The sequence below is a fragment of the Kutzneria buriramensis genome, assembly GCF_003387475.1.
GTDB classification, from domain to species: Bacteria; Actinomycetota; Actinomycetes; order Mycobacteriales; family Pseudonocardiaceae; genus Kutzneria; species Kutzneria buriramensis.
Genome location: NZ_QUNO01000003.1, coordinates 155,528 through 173,905 on the forward strand (window position 1 = coordinate 155,528; position 18,378 = coordinate 173,905).

21 protein-coding genes are annotated in these 18,378 nt (G+C 71.4%); 8 read left to right on the top strand and 13 right to left on the bottom strand.

Annotated features, from left to right (window positions below):
* Positions 1 to 28: 28 nt before the first annotated feature.
* Entirely contained in the window at positions 29 to 526 is a 498-nt protein-coding gene (gene nrdR, locus BCF44_RS09165; RefSeq protein ID WP_116174246.1) for a transcriptional regulator NrdR, read from the bottom strand.
* A 230-nt stretch (positions 527 to 756) separates the two neighbouring features.
* Entirely contained in the window at positions 757 to 1,176 is a 420-nt protein-coding gene (locus BCF44_RS09170) for a hypothetical protein (protein ID WP_116173764.1), read from the bottom strand.
* A 204-nt stretch (positions 1,177 to 1,380) separates the two neighbouring features.
* On the opposite strand from BCF44_RS09170, the gene lexA reads away from it, so the two are divergent.
* Positions 1,381 to 2,085 carry a transcriptional repressor LexA gene (gene lexA, locus BCF44_RS09175; protein WP_116173765.1) on the top strand — a complete coding sequence of 235 codons (705 nt, stop codon included), beginning with the start codon at positions 1,381 to 1,383 and terminating at the stop codon, positions 2,083 to 2,085.
* 70 nt (positions 2,086 to 2,155) lie between these two features.
* Here the strand turns inward: lexA and tatA are convergent, their stop codons facing one another.
* The 3 genes from tatA to BCF44_RS09190 form a co-directional block, all read right to left on the bottom strand.
* On the bottom strand, positions 2,156 to 2,428 hold the full coding sequence (tatA, locus tag BCF44_RS09180) for a Sec-independent protein translocase subunit TatA (RefSeq protein WP_116173766.1): 273 nt from the start codon (positions 2,426 to 2,428) through the stop codon (positions 2,156 to 2,158).
* Positions 2,429 to 2,495: 67 nt separating this feature from the next.
* Entirely contained in the window at positions 2,496 to 3,941 is a 1,446-nt protein-coding gene (gene hflX, locus BCF44_RS09185; protein ID WP_116173767.1) for a GTPase HflX, read from the bottom strand.
* 43 nt (positions 3,942 to 3,984) lie between these two features.
* Positions 3,985 to 4,500 (bottom strand): ArsR/SmtB family transcription factor, encoded by a 516-nt coding sequence (locus tag BCF44_RS09190; RefSeq protein ID WP_246014909.1) that lies wholly within the window; start codon positions 4,498 to 4,500, stop codon positions 3,985 to 3,987.
* A gap of 55 nt (positions 4,501 to 4,555) precedes the next feature.
* On the opposite strand from BCF44_RS09190, the gene BCF44_RS09195 reads away from it, so the two are divergent.
* The 3 genes from BCF44_RS09195 to BCF44_RS09205 all read left to right on the top strand — a co-directional run bounded on the left by BCF44_RS09195 (position 4,556) and on the right by BCF44_RS09205 (position 6,580).
* A complete protein-coding gene (locus BCF44_RS09195) occupies positions 4,556 to 5,785 on the top strand; it encodes an MFS transporter (RefSeq protein WP_116173769.1) in 1,230 nt (409 codons plus the stop codon).
* 83 nt (positions 5,786 to 5,868) lie between these two features.
* Positions 5,869 to 6,207 (top strand): YrdB family protein, encoded by a 339-nt coding sequence (locus BCF44_RS09200; protein WP_211352961.1) that lies wholly within the window; start codon positions 5,869 to 5,871, stop codon positions 6,205 to 6,207.
* Positions 6,200 to 6,580: a DUF5958 family protein gene (locus BCF44_RS09205; RefSeq protein WP_116173770.1), complete on the top strand. Its 381-nt coding sequence runs from the start codon at positions 6,200 to 6,202 to the stop codon at positions 6,578 to 6,580. Before BCF44_RS09200 ends, BCF44_RS09205 begins: the two co-directional genes overlap by 8 nt.
* On the opposite strand, the gene BCF44_RS09210 is transcribed toward BCF44_RS09205, so the two are convergent.
* From BCF44_RS09210 to BCF44_RS09225, 4 genes are read right to left on the bottom strand one after another with little or no spacing between them, the layout of a single operon-like run.
* Entirely contained in the window at positions 6,581 to 6,847 is a 267-nt protein-coding gene (locus BCF44_RS09210; RefSeq protein WP_211352962.1) for a hypothetical protein, read from the bottom strand. It abuts the gene before it with no gap.
* Positions 6,840 to 7,661 carry a diaminopimelate epimerase gene (gene dapF, locus BCF44_RS09215; RefSeq protein WP_116173772.1) on the bottom strand — a complete coding sequence of 274 codons (822 nt, stop codon included), beginning with the start codon at positions 7,659 to 7,661 and terminating at the stop codon, positions 6,840 to 6,842. Before dapF ends, BCF44_RS09210 begins: the two co-directional genes overlap by 8 nt.
* 4 nt (positions 7,662 to 7,665) lie before the next feature.
* Positions 7,666 to 8,559 carry a tRNA (adenosine(37)-N6)-dimethylallyltransferase MiaA gene (miaA, locus tag BCF44_RS09220; protein ID WP_116173773.1) on the bottom strand — a complete coding sequence of 298 codons (894 nt, stop codon included), beginning with the start codon at positions 8,557 to 8,559 and terminating at the stop codon, positions 7,666 to 7,668.
* A gap of 35 nt (positions 8,560 to 8,594) precedes the next feature.
* Complete coding sequence (locus tag BCF44_RS09225; protein WP_116173774.1) at positions 8,595 to 9,302, bottom strand: class III extradiol ring-cleavage dioxygenase family protein; 708 nt, start codon at positions 9,300 to 9,302, stop codon at positions 8,595 to 8,597.
* Positions 9,303 to 9,480: 178 nt separating this feature from the next.
* On the opposite strand from BCF44_RS09225, the gene BCF44_RS09230 reads away from it, so the two are divergent.
* The gene (locus tag BCF44_RS09230) at positions 9,481 to 10,842 is read left to right on the top strand and encodes a DUF349 domain-containing protein (RefSeq protein ID WP_116173775.1); all 1,362 of its coding nucleotides are present in this window, start codon (positions 9,481 to 9,483) and stop codon (positions 10,840 to 10,842) included.
* Positions 10,843 to 11,067: 225 nt separating this feature from the next.
* On the opposite strand, the gene BCF44_RS09235 is transcribed toward BCF44_RS09230, so the two are convergent.
* A complete protein-coding gene (locus BCF44_RS09235) occupies positions 11,068 to 11,541 on the bottom strand; it encodes an Rv2732c family membrane protein (RefSeq protein ID WP_116173776.1) in 474 nt (157 codons plus the stop codon).
* The gene (miaB, locus tag BCF44_RS09240; RefSeq protein ID WP_116173777.1) at positions 11,538 to 13,001 is read right to left on the bottom strand and encodes a tRNA (N6-isopentenyl adenosine(37)-C2)-methylthiotransferase MiaB; all 1,464 of its coding nucleotides are present in this window, start codon (positions 12,999 to 13,001) and stop codon (positions 11,538 to 11,540) included. The genes BCF44_RS09235 and miaB overlap by 4 nt, the downstream gene beginning before the upstream one ends.
* Positions 13,002 to 13,067: 66 nt before the next feature.
* Here miaB and BCF44_RS09245 point away from each other — a divergent pair, with 66 nt between their 5' ends.
* The gene (locus BCF44_RS09245) at positions 13,068 to 14,012 is read left to right on the top strand and encodes a TAXI family TRAP transporter solute-binding subunit (RefSeq protein WP_170217431.1); all 945 of its coding nucleotides are present in this window, start codon (positions 13,068 to 13,070) and stop codon (positions 14,010 to 14,012) included.
* 157 nt (positions 14,013 to 14,169) lie between these two features.
* On the opposite strand, the gene BCF44_RS09250 is transcribed toward BCF44_RS09245, so the two are convergent.
* A complete protein-coding gene (locus tag BCF44_RS09250; RefSeq protein WP_116173778.1) occupies positions 14,170 to 15,576 on the bottom strand; it encodes a sensor histidine kinase in 1,407 nt (468 codons plus the stop codon).
* 1 nt (position 15,577) lies between these two features.
* Positions 15,578 to 16,276, bottom strand: coding sequence for a response regulator transcription factor (locus BCF44_RS09255; protein WP_116173779.1), 699 nt, complete (start codon positions 16,274 to 16,276; stop codon positions 15,578 to 15,580).
* Between the two features lie 397 nt (positions 16,277 to 16,673).
* Here BCF44_RS09255 and BCF44_RS09260 point away from each other — a divergent pair, with 397 nt between their 5' ends.
* Both BCF44_RS09260 and BCF44_RS09265 read left to right on the top strand, forming a co-directional pair.
* Positions 16,674 to 17,402, top strand: a complete 729-nt coding sequence (locus BCF44_RS09260; protein WP_211352991.1) for an amino acid ABC transporter ATP-binding protein — start codon at positions 16,674 to 16,676, stop codon at positions 17,400 to 17,402.
* Positions 17,403 to 17,434: 32 nt separating this feature from the next.
* Entirely contained in the window at positions 17,435 to 18,277 is an 843-nt protein-coding gene (locus BCF44_RS09265) for a glutamate ABC transporter substrate-binding protein (RefSeq protein ID WP_116173781.1), read from the top strand.
* The last annotated feature ends 101 nt before the right edge of the window (positions 18,278 to 18,378 follow it).

Below are 18,378 nucleotides of genomic sequence, written 5' to 3' on the forward strand. Positions count from 1 at the left end.
CGCTCGGGACGGCGAAACCTGCGTCTAGTCATCGTTCGGCGGCTGACTCCTGAGCTGCGCCCAAGTCATTTGGGGAAACCTCTTCGGCGCGCTTCAGCTCGGCGATCTCCTTCTCGAAGTCCTCGACCGAGGAGAACGAGCGGTAGACGCTGGCGAAGCGCAGGTAGGCGACCCCGTCCAGATCACGCAGCGGGCCCAGGATGGCCAGGCCGACCTCGTGGCTGGGGATCTCGGCGCAGCCCGTGGAGCGGATCGACTCCTCGACCCGCTGCGCCAGCTGCTGCAATGCGTCCTCGTCGACGGGGCGGCCCTGACAGGCCCGGCGGACGCCGGTGACGACCTTGTCCCGGCTGAACGGCTCGGTGACCCCCGACCGCTTGACCACGGCCAGCACCGCCTCCTCGACGGTGGTGAACCGGCGGCTGCACTGGGAGCAGGAACGGCGGCGGCGGATCGCCTGGCCCTCCTCGACCTCCCGGGAATCCACCACCCGGGAGTCCGGGTGCCGACAGAACGGACAACGCACGGCGCCCAACCCCTCCCCGACCAGCAGTGGCTGAAGTCATCCACAGGCTGGGGGCGGTTACCCACAATCTGTGGACAGCTTCAACGCTGCGAACCACTAGATGTAGGGGTAGAAGGTATGCCTCGCGAGCCCGCGACGCAAACCGCGACACGCCGTCTGACCTGTTGTGGGAGTTATCGTGCTCCGAATGTCACTCGGGCACTCGGGTGAAACACCGATCGTGTGATGTGCTACGCGGGAACCTCGAGCGGCTGACCGGCGTGCAGCGCGCGGTCCGTGAGGTGGTTGAGGGCGACGATGCGGTCCACGACATCGTCGACGGGGCTGTTCGGGGCCACGCGGTGGGCCAGTTCGGGCAGCGTCTCGCCGTCCTGGGCCTGCACGGTGGCCACGCCCGAGGGCACCGGCTGCGACGAGGACAGCCAGTTCACACCGGCGAGCCCGAGGCACGCGACGAAGGTCAGCACGCCCACGAGGGCCAACTGGAGGCCGCCGGACATCCGCCTGGGCGCGCAGGCGACCGAGCCGGCGACGCCGGGCGCGCTGACGGGGCGGGGGCGCCCCGGAGGCCGGCGGAAGTCGCCCGCGCCGGTGCGCAGCACCCGGGTGCGGCGGGTGCCGGGCCTGATCAGCAGCTCCTGGGTCGCCATGACGCCTCCCATGATCGAACAGGCGTTCTATCGAACGTCCGTGCGAAGATGTACCACACGGAGACCGCCGGGTCGAGACTTCGGCGGCGTGTCCTTCGAACAGGTGTTTGATCGAATCGGTCCGGCGGGCTACCGTTGGCAACTGAAGATCACTGGGCATGGGGCGCCGCCAGGGAGGTCGGCGTCGAGGAGGAGGGCAGCGTGATGGCACGCAAGAGCGCCGAGGGCGACGTAGGGGACCTTGTGGCCGAGGTCGAGGTGATCGACGAGGCGGAGGACTCGCCGTCCCAGGACCCGCGGCTGACCCCGCGTCAGCGCAAGGTGCTGCGCGTGATCCAGGAGTCGGTGGAGCGGCGCGGCTACCCGCCGAGCATCCGCGAGATCGGCGACGCGGTCGGCCTGACCTCGACGTCGTCGGTGTCCCACCAGCTGAAGATGCTCCAGCGCAAGGGCTACCTGCACCGCGACGCCAACCGGCCGCGCGCCGTCGGCATGCTGGGCGGCGAGGCCGTGGCCACCGCCGAGCCCGCGGCCCAGCCCGTCTACGTGCCGCTGGTCGGCCGGATCGCCGCCGGCGGGCCGATCCTGGCCGAGCAGTCCGTGGAGGACGTGTTCCCGCTGCCGAAGGAGATCGTCGGCGAGGGCTCGCTGTTCCTGCTCAAGGTCGTCGGCGACTCGATGGTGGACGCCGCCATCACCGACGGCGACTGGGTGGCCGTGCGCCAGCAGCCGACCGCCGAGAACGGCGACGTGGTGGCCGCGATGATCGACGGCGAGGCCACCGTGAAGACCTTCAAGCGGCGCGACGACCACGTCTGGCTGATGCCGCACAACGAGGCGTACCAGCCCATCCTCGGCGACGAGGCGGAGATCCTGGGCAAAGTCGTGGCAGTTCTCCGCCGCCTCTGAAAGCCCGGAACGCATGACGAGGCCGTCCCGACGAATCGTCGGGACGGCCTCGGCGGTTCTGAACCCGGTGTCAGCTCGTCGTTGTCGGCTGCTGCACGGGGGTCGTGGTGGTCGGCGCCACCGCCGGGGCCGCCTGGGGCAGCTCCGCCGATGCCGTCGGCGCCTGCGGCGCGGGGGTGTCGGCCGGCTTCGGCTCGCCGTCCACGCCCGCCTTCATCTCGGCCTTGAAGATGCGCAGCGACTGTCCGATGCCGCGAGCCGCGTCAGGCAGCTTCCGTGCGCCGAACAACACGACGAACACCAGCGCCACGATCGCCAGGTGCCAGGGGCTGAACTCGCCCATAGCCTTTCCTCCTCACCGCATGAACCTCGTGCCTTCTACAGTAACCGGCCCGGCACAGCGTTGGAACTCAGGCGGGGGAGCCATTCACGGCGTACGCCTCCAGCGCGCCCGCGAGGTCGCCGCGGACCCGGGCCTTGAGCGCCGTGCCCTCCGGGGTGTGGTCCTCGGCGAGCACCTCGCCCTCGCCGTGCACCCGGGCCACCAGGTCACCGCGCGTGTACGGCACGAGCACCTCGACCACCATGTTCGGCGCGGGCAGCCGGCCGGCGATCTGCTCCCGCAGCCCGGCCACCCCGTCGCCGGTGCGCGCCGAGACGAACACCGCCCCGGGCAGCAGGTTGCGCAGCCGGGCCAGCGCCACCTCGTCGGCGGCGTCGGTCTTGTTCACGACGACGAGTTCGGCCGGCATCTGCCGGTCGAGCTTGCCGCCGATCTCACCGAGCACCTCGCGCACGGCGCTGACCTGCCACTCCGGCCGCGGGTCGGAGCCGTCGACCACGTGCACGAGCAGGTCGGCGTCGGCGGCCTCCTCCAGGGTCGAGCGGAACGCCTCGACGATCTGGTGCGGCAGGTGCCGGACGAAGCCGACGGTGTCGGTCAGGGTGTAGGGCAGGCCCTCCGGCGTGGTCGACCGGCGGGTGGTCGGGTCCAGGGTGGCGAACAGCGCGTCCTCCACCAGCACGCCGGCCTGCGTGATGGCGTTGAGCAGGCTGGACTTGCCGGCGTTGGTGTAGCCGACGATCGCCACGTTGGGCACGTCGTTGGCCACCCGGCGGCCGCGCTTGGTCTCCCGCACCACGCTCATCGCGCCGATCTCCCGGCGCAGCTTGGAGATCCGCTTGTGGATGCGCCGGCGGTCGGTCTCCAGCTTGGTCTCACCGGGACCGCGCAGGCCCACACCGCCGGTCGCGCCGCCGGCCCGGCCTCCCGCTTGGCGGGACATGGCCGAGCCCCAGCCGCGCAGCCGCGGCAGCAGGTACTGGAGCTGGGCCAGCTCGACCTGGGCCTTGCCCTCCTTGGACTGCGCGTGCTGGGCGAAGATGTCCAGGATCAGGGCGGTCCGGTCGACCACCTTGACCTTGAGCTTCTCCTCCAGGTTGCGCAGCTGGCCCGAGGACAGCTCGCCGTCGCAGATCACGGTGTCGGCGCCGGTGGCGACGACCACGTCCCGGACCTCGCGCACCTTGCCCGAGCCGACGTAGGTGGCCGGGTCGGGGCGGTCGCGCCGCTGGATCAGGCCCTCCAGCACCTGGGAGCCCGCCGTCTCGGCGAGTCGGGCGAGTTCGGCCAGCGAGGCCTCGGAGTCGGCGGCGCTGCCCTCGGTCCAGACACCGACGAGCACCACCCGCTCCAGCCGGAGCTGTCGGTACTCGACCTCGGTGATGTCCTCGAGTTCGGTGGACAGCCCCACGATGCGGCGCAGCGCCGCGCGGTCGGCGAGTTCCAGGTCGCCTGTCGACAGCAGCTCGTCGTCGGCCGCGTCGTCAGGATCGAATGCGTAGGTTTCCGTCATCTTGACAACCAGTGTCCCACGTGCTGTCCACTCCGTTACCCGATCAGGCGCTGCGGTAGCTGGCGAGGAAGATCGCCACCCGTTCCGCCGCCGGATCGTAGGGCAGGTCGACGTAGTCGCTGAGCACCTCTTCCAGCCGGGACAGCAGCTCCTCGGTCTGCGCCTTGGGCAGCTGGAAGACCACCCGGGTGAGGTCGGCCGCGCCGACGCCGAGGTCGGCGATCTCGCCCAGGAACGCGCCCAGCGCCGCCTCGCTGACCGCGGCCTGCTCCTCGACCTCGTCGAAGCTGAGGCTGATGGACAGCTGCGTGCCGAGATAGGGCTTCTCCCGCGAGCCGCGGGTGCCGCGGCGGGGCGGCTGCTCGACCAGGAAGCCCGTGTCGACGAGTTTGCGCACGTGGTGCAGCGTCGTGGCCGGGTCCTTGCCCAGGGCGGCGGCGAGCTCCTTGTTGGTCATCGCCCGGCCCTGGGTGAGCCGGATGATGCGCAGGCGCGTGTCCGAGGCCAGGGCGGCGGCCTCGGCCCTGGTCGCGGGGCGTTTCTTCGCGGCGAGCGGCACGCGTCCAGAATAACTGATTGACAGTTTCCAATCACTTGGGCCAGGCTTGGCGGCCATGTCCCTGCGGCAGCACCGAGACTTCCGCCAGTTGTGGGTCGGCGACACCCTCAGCCAGTTCGGCGCGTCGATCGGCCAGTTCGCCATTCCGGCCCTGGCCGTCACCCAGCTGGCCGCCACCCCGTTCGAGGTCGGCGCCCTGTCCGCCGCCGAGACCGCCGCGTTCCTGCTCGTCGGCCTGCCCGCCGGCGTCTGGGTCGACCGGCTGCGGCGACGGCCGCTGATGCTGCGCGCCGACTTATGCCGGTTCGCGCTGCTGATGACCATTCCCGTCGCCTGGTGGCTGCACGTGCTGACGGTGTGGCAGCTGATCGTGGTGGCGCTGCTGGTCGGTCTGCTCACGGTGTTCTTCGACGTGGCGTACCAGTCCTACCTGCCGTCGCTCGTCGGCCGGGAGCACATCGTCGAGGGCAACGCCAAGCTCCAGATCAGCCAGTCCGCCGCGCAGGTCTCCGGGCCCGCCCTCGGCGGCCTGCTCGTCCAGCTCATCGGCGCCGCCACGTCGGTGCTGGCGACCGCCCTCGGCTTCCTGTCCTCCGCGCTGTTCCTGTTGCGTATTCGGACGTCCGAGCCGCAGCCGGAACGCACCGAGCGGCGGGGCATGCGCGCCGAGATCGCCGAGGGCCTGCGGTTCGTGCTCCATCAGCCGACGCTGCGGGCCATCACCTTCTGCACCGGCACGTCGAACCTGTTCAACAGCATCGCCGGCGCCGCCATGCTGCTGTTCCTCATCCGGCAGCTGCACGTCGACACCGGCATCGCCGGTCTGCTCATGACCGCCGGCGGCGTCGGCGGCCTGCTCGGCGGGCTCACCGCCACCCGGTGGTCCCGGGCGTTCGGGCAGGCCCGCACCATCTGGCTCGCCCCGCTCGTCACCAGCCCGCTCTCGCTGCTCATGCCGCTGACCGAGCGCGGCTGGCGGCTCATCCTGTTCGCCGTGGCCATCTTCGCCTTCGGCCTCGGCGCCGTCGTCTACAACGTCGCGCAGGTCAGCTATCGGCAGGCCATCTGCCCCGACCAGTTGCTCGGGCGGATGAACGCCTCCGTGCGGTTCCTCGTCTGGGGCACCATGCCCATCGGCGGCCTCATCGGCGGCGCGCTGGCCGCGTGGCTCACCCCTCGCGGGGCGCTGTGGGTCGGCTCCGTCGGCGAGGTCCTCGCCGTGCTGTGGGTGCTGGCGTCCCCGTTGCGCACCATGCGCGACCTCCCGACCTCGCAGGTCGTCTGACCTGTGCGGAACGCCCGTGCGGGCGGCGCTGGACTAGCACCCGGCGCCGCCCGCGCGTGGCCCGTTGGCCGATACTGATCGCCGTGGACATCGGCCTGAACGAAGTGCTGGCGCTCGTGTTGGAACTCGCCGCCCTGGCGATCCTGTGCTGGTGGGGCTTCGCCACCGGCACCGGCGTCACGGCCATCGCTCTGGGCATCGGCGCACCGCTCGTCGCCGCCGTCATCTGGGGCCTGTTCGCCGCGCCCAAGGCCCGCTTCTCGTTGCCCCGCCCGGCAGTTCTCGCCGTCAAGGTCCTGGTCTTCGGCGCCGCCGCCGTCGCGCTGGCGGCCCTCGGACACCTGGTGCCGGCTGTCGTGTTCGCGGTGATCGTGGTCGTCAACCTGATCGTCGAGCAACGCCGGCGGCGATCCCGTGCGTGAGCAGGACGTCCTGCTCAACGAGCTGGCACAAGGGATCCGCCCGCTTGACGAGGGCGTCACGTGGTTCCACAGGCTGACCGCCGATGAGCAGGCCGAGACCCTCCGCCTGCTCACGGACTTCTGTGTGCAGGCGCGCGCGACCGCCGACGACGCCCCCGAAAGCGCTCGACGCGCGGGAATCAAGCCGACGCACACACCGGCGGTCCTGCTCGCCAAGGGCAAGATGTCGAAGATCACCGGCTTGCCCGTGGACGAGTGGCCGAAGGCGTTCCGCTTGCTGGTGGCGCTGCTCGGCGTGGCGGACGAACGGCGGCGAGCCCGGTTCTGCACGGACGGCTGTTCGCACGCCTGGCATCACCTCACGGCGAGCTGATCAGGCCGGCCCGAGTTCGCGGTCGAGGCGCTGGGGCCAGTCGCCGTCGGCGAGGTCCCCGGAGACGAGGACATCGCGCCAGTCGATGCGGGCCAGGTCGAGCCGGTCGCGCAGGCGAGAGATGTCACCGCGGGCGTAAAGGACAACTGCGGCCTGGACGCGTTCGACGTCCTGGCCGTGGTCGGCAGGGAGTTCGTCGATCAGACGCAGCGCCTCGGCGGGTGCCGGGAAGTCCCGCTGGATCCGCCGCAAGAGGCGGTCACTCACCAAGAGAGGACCACCAGGCGTCGCTGAGCTCGCCGCGGGCCACCAGGACGGCCGGCCCGGTGAGGGTGCTCTCCCCCTCGCCGATGGTGACGGCGACGCGACCGCCGGGGATGTCCACAGTGGACTGACCGGTGACAGCGCCGGTCTGGTGCAGACGGGCGGCGACCACGGCGACGGTGCCGGTGCCGCAGGAGCGGGTCTCGCCGACGCCACGCTCGTGGACACGCATCGCCAGCGCACCGGGGCCGACCACGTTGACGAACTCGACGTTGACGCCGTTGGGGAACATCGACTGATCCCGGCCGGGGGCGACGGCGAGGTCGAGGGAGGCGATGGGGACGTCGGTGACGCAGACGAGGTGCGGATTGCCGACGTCGACGGCGACGCCGGGGAACGAGACGCCGCCGAGGGTGGCGGCGGAGGCGCCGGTGACGCGGGCGGGGCCCATCTGCACAGTGACGGAGCCGTCCTCATGCACGACGACGGGACGGTCCCCGGCGCGGGTGCCGACGACGAACTCGCCGGGCGACGCCAGGCCGGCGTCGACGAGGTAGGCGGCGAAGACCCGCACGCCGTTGCCGCACATCTCGGCGATGGAGCCGTCGGCGTTGCGGTAGTCCATGAACCAGCCGTCGCCGGACCCGGCGAAGACCTTGTTGGGCACGACCCGCAGCACCCCGTCGGCCCCGAGCCCGCGGCTGCGGTCGCACAGCGCCCGCACGCGGCTGTCGGTCAGCTCCAGGGTGCCATCGGGATCGGGCAGCACCACGAAGTCGTTCTCGGTGCCATGCCCCTTGACGAACTCGATACCCACCCGGTCAGAGTAGCGCGCCGGCGGCCTCGGCCAGGTCGGGCCGGGCGCCGTCGAACCAGGTGATGCGCTGGTCGCGCCGGAACCAGGACCGCTGCCGCCGCACGAACCGGCGGGTGGCGCGGGCGGTCTCCTCGGCGGCGGCGTCGAGATCGTAGGAGCCGTCGAGGTAGGAGAGCACCTGCTGGTAGCCGAGTGCCCGCGCGGCGGTCTTGCCGTCCCGCAGGCCGACGGCCTCCAGCGCGCGGACCTCGTCGACCAGACCGGCCTCGAACATCAGCCGCACGCGCAGGTCCACCCGGGCGTCCAGCTCGGCGACGTCACGGTCGACGCCGATCTGCACGGTCCCGTACCGGGCCTCGCCGCGCTTGGGCATGGTCGCGGAGAACGGCCGGCCGGTCACCTCGATGACCTCCAGGGCCCGCACCACGCGCCGCCCGTTCGACGACAGGATCGCTGTCGCCGCTGGCGGATCCAGCACTGCTAGCCGCGCGTGCAGCGCTTCGGAACCCACCTCCGCCAGCTCGGCCTCCAACCGGGTCCGCACCGCCGGATCGGTGCCGGGGAACTCCAGCTCGTCGAGCACGGCCTGCACGTAGAGCCCGGAACCGCCGACGAGCACGGGCGTGACGCCGTCGGCGATGAGCCGCTCCATCAGCTCTCGCGTCTGCCGCTGGTACGCCGCCACCGACGCCGTCTCCGTCACGTCGAGCACGTCCAACATGTGGTGCGGCACGCCGCGACGCTCGGCGAGCGAGAGCTTGGCGGTGCCGATGTCCATGCCCTTGTAAAGCTGCATGGCGTCGGCGTTGATCACCTCGCCGCCGCACCGCCGGGCCAGCTCCACGCCGAGATCGGACTTGCCGGCGGCGGTCGGCCCGACCACCGCGATGGCCCGCACGCTGCTGTGTCGATTTGGTTCGCTCGCGAGCTCGCTCACGCCGGCTCCCAGCACGCCACGTGGTAGCCCACGCCGAAGGGCGCCTCGGAGTACAGCAGCTCGGGCCGCCACTGGCGGCCCGAAGCCGCCCCGGCGAGCGCCTGCCAGGCGGCCCGCCCGGACACGTCGAGTTCACGGGCCAGGTCGACGTCGAGGCCGAGCAGGGCGTCCAGGTCGGCGGTCGCCAGGGCGTCGCGGACGCCGGCGTCGAACCCCACCGACCGCTCGTCGGGGTGACCGGAGGGCCCGGGATGCCGGCTCGACCCGTCGCCGAGCACGAGCAGACCGACCGGACGGTCCTGCCGGGCGAGCCGTTCACCCACTCGTTTGCAGTCGTTCACCGAACCGCCAGGATCGATCGTCTGGACGACAACCTGAGCCGCGCCCGCCTCCGCACGCAGCCAACCGGCGACCAGCGCGGGCAGCGGCAGCGCCGGATCGACGTCCCCGCGGCCGCCGTCCTCGGCCAGTGAAACGATCTTGTCCACGCCGTAGCCACGAAAGGTGCCGGCGACATCCGCGCTGGTCAGGCCGTGGAAATGGGCGTCGCTGGCGATCGCCAGCCACTCCCGGGACAGCGCCGCCAACCGCTTGCCGGCGGCCACGCAGGCGCGTCTGACGGCCTCCGTCTCGGTCACCGCGCCGGCCACCAGCTCGGGCACCAGCAGGGGCGGATGAGGCACCACGGCAACGCCTACGATCACGATACGGCACGCTACCTGCCGACTCGGAGTACACAGCCGACGCCTGACCTGTTTGAATGCCCGGCGAAGGTATTCGGACCACGCGTTCGGAGTACCCGGTCGTTTGGGCCTCGCCTGTGTGCGGGGCGCTCGCGCCCCGCGCGCGGGCTCATGGTGGCAGGCGAGGAGGAAGCCGGCGATGACGGACCAGGAGACGGCCCCGGTGGACGGGGTCGAGCAGGCGACTGCGGACGAGGCGGCCACCGACGTGGTGGCGACGCCGCAGGCCGAGGCAGGGAAGTCGGACGCGGCGGGGACCACGCCGCCCACGGTGCCCGTCGCCTCGGATGATCCGACCCGGTGGGGCCGGGTGGACGAGGCCGGCAAGGTGTACGTCAAGGCCGAGAGCGGTGAGCGCGAGGTCGGTTCCTGGCAGGCCGGTGAGCCGGCCGAGGGCCTGGCCCACTTCGCCCGCCGCTTCGACGACATGCGCACCGAGGTCGAACTGCTGGAGGCCCGGCTCAAGTCCGGCGCCGGCGATCCGAAGCAGGCGCTCACCAGCGCCAAGCACGTGCGCGACGGCCTGGCCGACGCCGCGGTGGTCGGCGACCTGGAGGCGCTCCGGCTGCGGGTCGACTTCGTGATCGCCAGCGCCGAGAAGGCCGTGGACAAGGCGAAGGTGGCCCGCGACGCGGCCCGCGCCGAGTCGGCGCACCGCAAGCAGGCGCTGGTCGAGGAGGCCGAGCAGCTGGCCAACGAGTCGACCCAGTGGAAGTCGGCGGGCGACCGGCTGCGGGCGATCCTCGACGAGTGGAAGACGATCCGCGGCGTCGACCGCAAGACCGACGAGCAGCTGTGGCGCCGGTTCTCCAAGGCCCGCGACGCCTTCAACCGGCGGCGCGGCGCGCACTTCGCCGACCTGGACCGGCAGCGGGCCACGGCCAAGACGCGCAAGCAGGAGCTGGTCGAGGAGGCCGAGCAGCTGGCCGCCTCGGACGACTGGGGCGTCACCGCCGGCCGGTACAAGGAGCTCATGGTCGAGTGGAAGGCCGCCGGCCGCGCGCCCAAGGAGTCCGACGACGCGCTGTGGCAGGCGTTCCGGGCCGCGCAGGACAAGTTCTTCGCGCGCCGCTCGGCGGCGTTCGACGAGCGGGACGCCGAGTTCGGCCACAACGCCAAGCTCAAGGAGGAGCTGCTGGCCGAGGCCGAGCACATCGACCCGACCGCGGGCCTGGAGGCGGCCCGGTCCGCGCTCTACAAGCTCCAGGAGCGCTGGGACCAGGTCGGCAAGGTGCCGCGCGAGCGGGTGCGTGAGCTGGAGGGCCGGCTGCGGGCCGTCGAGGAGCGGGTCCGCGGCGCGGTGGACGCGCAGTGGCGCCGCACCGACCCCGAGGCCGAGGCCCGGGTGGCGCAGTTCCGCGAGCGGGTGAACCAGTTCGAGGCCCAGGCGGCCAAGGCCCGGTCGGCCGGCGACAAGCGCCGCGCCGAGCAGGCCGAGGCCCAGGCGGCGCAGTGGCGCGAGTGGCTGGCCGCCGCCGAGCAGGCCGTCGCCACGCGGTGATTTTGGCGCCGCCTTCGGCGTCGCGGCTGGGCCGCTCGTGACCGGTGCCTTCCCTGGCCGGACTTAACCCGCCGCATCAGCTTGAGTGGTGGGTTGCGTCGAGTGGCGGCGGGTGAAATCCGGCGACGGTCCAGGCACCGGCGCGGCCGAGCGATCTCCTGCGTTACCGGAAATGGGAAGGCCCCGCCGGATCATCCGGCGGGGCCTCACTCTTGAGGAGGAATCTCAGTCCCGGGTGAAGGTGAGCTTTACCCACTGGAAGGTCAGCACGATCAGGGTGAGCGCGCCGAGGATGAGGCCGAGGCCCGGGCCGGGGCCGGGCTCGTGGCTGGAGGTCGACTGCTGCGACCAGATGGCCAGCAGCGACGTCAGGGTGCTGAAACCGCAGCCGGCGGCGCCGGCGAAGGCGAGCGCCCAGAGCCGGGTCACGAGCGCGGCGGCGGACACCACGACGCCGAACAGCGTGGAGCAGACGGCGTAGATGATCGGCACCAGGCCGATGACCGTGCCGGCGGGCGCGAGGCCGAACAGGATCTGCCAGCCGCTGGCGCCGTCCACCCACGGCAGCAGCGCCGCCACCAGCATCACCATCACGCAGACGGCGACCACGAGCGCACGGGCGCCGGGGTCGATCTGACGGAACGCGCGGCGCGGGGCCTTGGGCACCTCGACCTGGAGGTCGGACAAGTCGTCAGTCACTGGGTCGCACATCCTTCGGCCGGCGCTAGCGGGGCCGGCGTGCCGAACGAGGGCAGCCCCAGGCTGACCCCCGAGGTCTTGGGCCGCAAACCGGCCTCGGTGTTGTCCCCCGCCCTGGTGCGCCGGTGGCTGACCACGGCGCCGTCGGCGACCAGGTAGTGCGGCGCGGCGTACGTGACGACGGTGCGCACGACGTCGCCCGGGCGCACGCCCGGCGTCGACGCGAAGTGCACGAGCCGCCCGTCGCGGGCGCGGCCGCTCATCCGCTGCGTCTCCCCGTCCCGGCGCCCCTCACCCTGCGCGACGAGCACCTCGACCTCGCGGCCGATCTGCTCGCGGTTGCCGGCGAGCGAGTTCTCCTCCTGCACGGCGATCAGCCGGTCGAAGCGCTCCTGCACGACCTCCTTGGGCAGCTGGCCGTCCATCTCGGCGGCGGGCGTGCCGGGGCGCTTGGAGTACTGGAAGGTGAAGGCGCTGGCGAACCGGGCCCGCCGCACCACGTCCAGCGTGCCCTGGAAGTCCTCCTCGGTCTCGCCGGGGAAGCCGACGATGATGTCGGTGGTGATCGCGGCGTCGGGCATGGCCGCCCGCACCTTGTCCAGGATGCCCAGGTACTTGTCGGTGCGGTACGAGCGGCGCATCTCGCGCAGCAGCCGGTCCGAGCCGGACTGGAGCGGCATGTGCAGCTGGTGGCAGACGGCCGGCGTCTCGGCCATCGCGGCGATCACGTCGTCGGTGAAGTCCTTGGGGTGCGGCGAGGTGAACCGGATCCGCTCCAGCCCGTCGATCTCGCCGGCGGCCCGCAGCAGCTTGCCGAACGCCAGCCGGTCGCCGAACTCGACGCCGTAGGAGTTGACGTTCTGGCCGAGCAGCGTCACCTCCAGCACGCCCTCGTCGACCAGCGCCTGCACCTCGGCCAGCACGTCGCCGGGGCGGCGGTCCTTCTCCTTGCCGCGCAGCGACGGCACGATGCAGAAGGTGCAGGTGTTGTTGCAGCCCACGGAGATCGACACCCAGCCGGAGTAGGCGGAGTCGCGGCGGGCCGGCAGCGTGGACGGGAACGTCTCCAGCGACTCCAGGATCTCGACCTGGGCCTCGTTGTTGTGCCGGGCCCGCTCCAGCAGCGTGGGCAGCGAGCCGATGTTGTGCGTGCCGAACACGACGTCCACCCACGGCGCGCGCTGCACGATGGTGCTGCGGTCCTTCTGCGCCAGGCAGCCGCCGACCGCGACCTGCATGTCCGGGTTGGCCGTCTTCAGCGGCCGCATGTGGCCGAGCGTGCCGTAGAGCTTGTTGTCGGCGTTCTCGCGGACCGCGCAGGTGTTGAAGACGACGAGGTCCGGCGCGGCGCCCTCGGCCGCGGGCGCGTACCCGGCGTCCTCGAGCATGCCGGCCAGCCGCTCGGAGTCGTGCACGTTCATCTGGCAACCGAACGTGCGAATTTCGTAACTCCGTGTCACTGCCCTACCTCTTCCCGACGGCCCGCTCGGTCCCAGCGTAGAACCCCCTGCTGGCAGGATGGACAGGTGCCACTAACACGACGGGTCCTGATCGTGCTAGGGGCCGCCGCTCTGGCCGCCCCCGGCCTGGGCGCATGCGGCTCCAGCCTGTCCGGCACGCCGCTGCGGGTGGCCACCGGCGGCACCGGCGGCGTCTACTACACGCTCGGCTCCCGGCTGGCCGCGGTGTGGCGCGACCAGCTCGGCATGAACACCGAGGTCAGGAAGACCAACGGGTCCGTGGACAACCTCGTCGCGCTGCGCAACAACGCCGCCGACGTGGCCTTCGTCGCCGCCGACGCCGCCGCGGCCAACCCGTCCGGGCTGCGGGCGCTGGCCCGCATCTACGACGACTACATCCAGGTCCTGGTGCGCAAGGACTCGGCGCTGACCAAGCTGAAGGACCTGCGCGGGCACGCGGTGTCCATCGGCAGCCAGAACTCCGGCGTGAAGGTCGTGGCGCTCAACCTGCTCAAGGCCGCCGGGCTGGACGCGACCAGCCCGGACTACCACGAGGACAGCCTGCACGACTCGCTCGCCAACCTGGTCGCCGGCAAGCGCGACGCGCTGTTCTGGTCCGGCGGCCTGCCCACGCCGGACATCACCGCCACCGTGAAGCAGAACCCCGGCAGGCTGCGGATGCTGGACCTGTCCACGATCGACCGGAAGTCGCTGCCCTTCTACAACGTGGAGACGGTGCCCGCGACGGCGTACCCGCAGCTGGCGCAGGGCGACAAGCCGGTGAGCACGCTGGCCGTGCACAACCTGCTGATGGTGCGCGAGAACATGTCCGCCGACGAGGCCGAGGCGCTGGTGCGGACCTTGTTCGACGCGCTGCCGGAGCTGGCGGCGGACTCGAACCCGGTGGTGGCGCAGGCGTCGCAGCTGATCGACCAGCGGTCGGCCATCGAGACGCTGCCGATCACGCTGCACGACGGCGCGCTGGAGTACTACAAGTCGGCGAAGGTCTAGGGGGTCCCGTGAATCACAACCGCGACAGCCGCGCCGACGCGGCCCCTGACGACACCGCGAAAACGTCCGAATACGCCCGGTATGAGGCCGTTTTCGCCGCGCCGCCCGGAACCACCTCGATCCCGACTCTCATCGACCACGATCCACGGGACACCCCCTAGAGCGCCGGCAGGTCGAAGGTCACCCGCAGGCCGCCGCCCTCGGGCAGGTCCAGCATTATGGCGCCGCCGACCCGCTCCACGAGCAGCCGCACGATCGCGAGGCCCAGCCCCGAGCCACGCACGTTCTGGTGGGCGGCGCTGCGCCAGAACCGGTCGGTCGCCCGCTCCAGCTCGTCCTCCTGCAGCCCCGGCCCGTGGTCTCGCACGGCCAGCCGCACCCGACCGTCCCGGCGGTGCACCTCGACCGTGACGATGGTGTCGTCGCCGGTGAACTTCAAGGCGTTGTCCAGCAACGCGTCCAGCACGGTCTCCACGCCACGCGGCGGGGCGAGCGCGGTGCCGCCGGGCTCGCCGTCCAGCACGAGCGCCACGCCCTTGGCCGTCGCGACGGCCTGCCATGCCCGCAGCCGGGCGGAGACCGCCTGATCCACGTCCACCGCAATGGGATCGACGGAGCTCGACTCGGCACGGGCCATCGACAGCAGCTCGTCCAGGATCCGGTTGAGGCGGTCGGCTTCCTCCAGCGCGGCGGACTGCTGCTCCTGCACGTCCGGATCGACGTGACCCTCCAGGTTGGACAGTCGAATTCGCAGTGCCGTCAACGGGTTCCGCAGCTGGTGCGAGGCGTCGGCGACGAACGCCCGCTGCGCGGCGAGCACGTCGCTCACGCTGACGGCCATCTGGTCGAAGGAGCGGGTGAGCCGCCGCAGCTCGGGCGGGCCGATGTCGCCGCCGACCGGATCCACCTTGCGCCCGTTGACGATTGCGGGCAGCAGTGCGGCGGTCGCGTTGTCCAGCAACAGAACCGGGCGCAGCATCCAGCGCACCAGCGGCAGCGCCACGAGCACCGCCAGCCCGACCGCGAGCACGCCGCCGACCAGGATCGCCGCCCAGGACAGCCAGATCAGCGTGCGGGTGTGCTCGGTCGGCGAGGACGTGACGACCACACCGCGCACCTCGCCGTTGACCAGCACGGGCTCGGCGACCACCATCGGGTCGCCGTCCCAGGGCATCAGCAGCGCGCCCTGCTGGGTGCCGCGGCCGGCACGGGCGTTCACCAGGTCCCGGTGCACCACGGCGTCGGACGGGTCGATGCCCGGCCCCGGCGAGGCCTCCTGGGTCTGGAACGCGCCGCCGGGGTCCTGGTCGCCGCGGTCGAACACGGCGATGGAGATGCCGTACACCTCGTAGTAGCTGCGCAACTGGTCCAGCAGCCCGGAATCGGTGCCGCCCTGCTCCAGCAGCCGCTGCGACAGCGAGGCGTACCGGCTGGTGTCGGCGGAGCGGTCCGCGAACAGCACGCTCTGGAGGTTCTGCGCGAACGTCAGCGCCAGCGGAATGCCCAGGCCCAGCACCAGGATCGCGACGACGGTGACGAAGCTGCCGAGCAGCCGGGTGCGCACCTCAGGTGGTCCCGGCGCCGGCGTGTCCGTCCGCGGTCAGCCGGTAGCCGACGCCGCGCACGGTCTCCACCAGCGCCGGCCGGCCCAGCTTGGTGCGCAGGGTGGCCACGTGCACGTCCAGCGTCCGGTTGGCGCCGGCCCAGCTGCGGCCCCACACCTCGGCGATGATCCGCTCCCGGGTGCATACCGCGCCACCCGCGCCCACGACCAGCGCCAGCACCTGGAACTCCTTGCGGGACAAGGTGATCGGCTCGTCCGCCACAGTCACCTGGTGGCGCACCAGGTCGATGTGCACGTCGCCGACCTGCACCACGCCGGCGGTGCCGCCGCCGGCGCCGGGCACCGCGTCGCCGCGGCGGCGGCGCACCGCGTGCACCCGCGCCACCAGCTCGCCCACGTCGTACGGCTTGACCAGGTAGTCGTCGGCGCCGGCGTGCAGCCCCAGGATCCGGTCGTCCACCTCGCCCCGCGCCGACACCACGATGATCGCCACGTCGCTGGCCGCCCGGATCTGCCGGCACAGCGTGACCCCGTCGATGTCGGGCAGGCCCAGGTCGAGCAGCACGACGTCGACGCCGGTCAGGCGATCGAGCACGCCGCGGCCCTGGGCCAGCCGCTCCACGGTCAGCCCGCGCCTGGCCAACGCCGGCAGCAGCGCGTCGGCGACCCGGTCGTCGTCCTCGACGAGCAGCACCCGCACCTCTGACACCTCCCCGCGTGTCCCCCGCTCCGTGCCGCGGGTCCGGCGACAACTCTAGGTGGCTGGGGTCACACGGATGTCCGGCGACCCCGAAGCGCGTTGCTCCGAACGGGTGACACCGACCCGTTCGCCCGCGCAGAGTTTGCCAAGTCTTTACACTCGGTGGATTGACAGCCGGCGGGTCGATCACTCCACTGTGGACCCCTCCGCCGATGTCGAGCGTCCGTCACAGCCGGGGCGGACGGCCGCTAGGCTGCGTGACGGAGCTGAGACCCTAAGTCTTGGTCAAGCCGCCTGGACTGGTGTCGACGCTGCCACCTAGGTTTCCGCCAACACCCGCCCCCCTAAGTCATGCGTCGCTGGAGGAACGATGTCTGCTGCCGGCGCCACGCCGCCGATGATCAGGATGGCGGGCGTGGACAAGTTCTTCGGGCCGCTCCACGTGCTCAAGGGCATCGACCTGGAAGTGCCGAAGGGGCAGGTCGTCGTGGTCCTCGGCCCGTCCGGATCCGGCAAGTCCACCCTGTGCCGCACCATCAACCGCCTGGAGCCGATCGACTCCGGCGTGATCGAGGTCGACGGCCAGCCCGTGCCGGCCGAGGGCAAGGCGCTGGCCCGGCTGCGTGCCGATGTGGGCATGGTTTTCCAGTCGTTCAACCTGTTCGCGCACAAGACGATCATCGAGAACGTGATGCTGGCTCCGGTGAAGGTGCGCGGCGTCGCCTCCGCCGAGGCCCGCAAGCACGGCATGGAGCTGCTGGACCGGGTCGGCATCGCCAACCAGGCCGAGAAGTACCCGGCGCAGCTGTCCGGCGGCCAGCAGCAGCGCGCGGCCATCGCCCGCGCGCTGAACATGCGGCCCAAGGTGATGCTGTTCGACGAGCCGACCTCCGCGCTGGACCCCGAGGTCGTCAACGAGGTGCTGGACGTGATGACGTCGCTGGCCCGCGACGGCATGACGATGCTGGTGGTCACGCACGAGATGGGCTTCGCCCGCCGCGCGTCCGACCGCGTGGTCTTCATGGCCGACGGCGAGATCGTCGAGGACGCCGCGACCGAGGAGTTCTTCACTTCGCCGAAGTCGGAGCGCGCCCGCGACTTCCTCGGCAAGATCCTGAGCCACTGACGTAACCATCGTCCGAGAGGAAACGAGACATCATGCGGTTGAGCCCGGTTCTGCGCGCCGGCGCGCTGGTGGCCACGCTCGCGCTGGCCGTGACCGCCTGCGGGGGGAAGAGCCAGCAGGTCAACTCCAGCTCCTCGCTGGTGGACCGCGCCAAGGCGGACAACAAGCTGACCGTCGGCATCAAGTTCGACCAGCCCGGCCTCGGGCTGAAGACGGCCAACGGCTACACCGGCTTCGACGTGGACGTCGCCAAGTACATCGCCAAGAAGCTGGGCGTCGACGAGAACAACATCACCTTCAAGCAGGCCCCCTCGGCCCAGCGCGAGGACCTCATCGCCCAGGGCGACGTGGACCTGGTGATCGCGACGTACACGATCAACGACAAGCGCAAGCAGAAGGTCTCCTTCGCCGGCCCGTACTTCGTCGCCGGGCAGGACCTGCTGGTCAAGGCCGACAACACCAGCATCACCGGGCCGGACAGCCTCAACGGCAAGAAGCTCTGCTCGGTGACCGGCTCCACGTCGGCGCAGACGCTCCAGACCAAGTACGCCAACCAGGTCTCGCTGCAGAACTACGGCGGGTACTCGGAGTGCATCACGGGTCTGCTCAACGGCGCGATCGACGCGATCAGCACCGACGACATCATCCTGCAGGGCTACGCCGCCGCCAACCAGGGCAAGCTCAAGGTCGTGGGCAAGCCGTTCACCACGGAGCCGTACGGCATCGGCTTCAAGAAGGGCGACACCAAGACCCAGCAGGCGCTGGACGAGTACATCCAGGCCATGGAGCAGGACGGCTCCTGGAAGGCCGCGCTGCAGAAGAACTTCGGCAGCGACTACAAGGTGCCGTCGGAGCCCCCGATCACCGAGAAGTGACGATCGCCACCTGATCCGCGAGGCCGCCGCCGGTGCCTGGACCGCGGCGGTTTCTCGATCGAGTCTGTCCATCGATCGAGAAACCGCAAGGGAAGGTACCG

What these genes read in the sequence shown, in the direction of transcription:
- BCF44_RS09170 (WP_116173764.1), bottom strand. Translation starts at nt 1,176, where the DNA reads ATGGCGACCCAGGAGCTGCTGATCAGGCCCGGCACCCGCCGCACCCGG.
- lexA (WP_116173765.1), top strand. Translation starts at nt 1,381, where the DNA reads ATGGCACGCAAGAGCGCCGAGGGCGACGTAGGGGACCTTGTGGCCGAG.
- tatA (WP_116173766.1), bottom strand. Translation starts at nt 2,428, where the DNA reads ATGGGCGAGTTCAGCCCCTGGCACCTGGCGATCGTGGCGCTGGTGTTC.
- hflX (WP_116173767.1), bottom strand. Translation starts at nt 3,941, where the DNA reads ATGACGGAAACCTACGCATTCGATCCTGACGACGCGGCCGACGACGAG.
- BCF44_RS09195 (WP_116173769.1), top strand. Translation starts at nt 4,556, where the DNA reads ATGTCCCTGCGGCAGCACCGAGACTTCCGCCAGTTGTGGGTCGGCGAC.
- BCF44_RS09230 (WP_116173775.1), top strand. Translation starts at nt 9,481, where the DNA reads ATGACGGACCAGGAGACGGCCCCGGTGGACGGGGTCGAGCAGGCGACT.
- BCF44_RS09260 (WP_211352991.1), top strand. Translation starts at nt 16,674, where the DNA reads ATGATCAGGATGGCGGGCGTGGACAAGTTCTTCGGGCCGCTCCACGTG.
- BCF44_RS09265 (WP_116173781.1), top strand. Translation starts at nt 17,435, where the DNA reads ATGCGGTTGAGCCCGGTTCTGCGCGCCGGCGCGCTGGTGGCCACGCTC.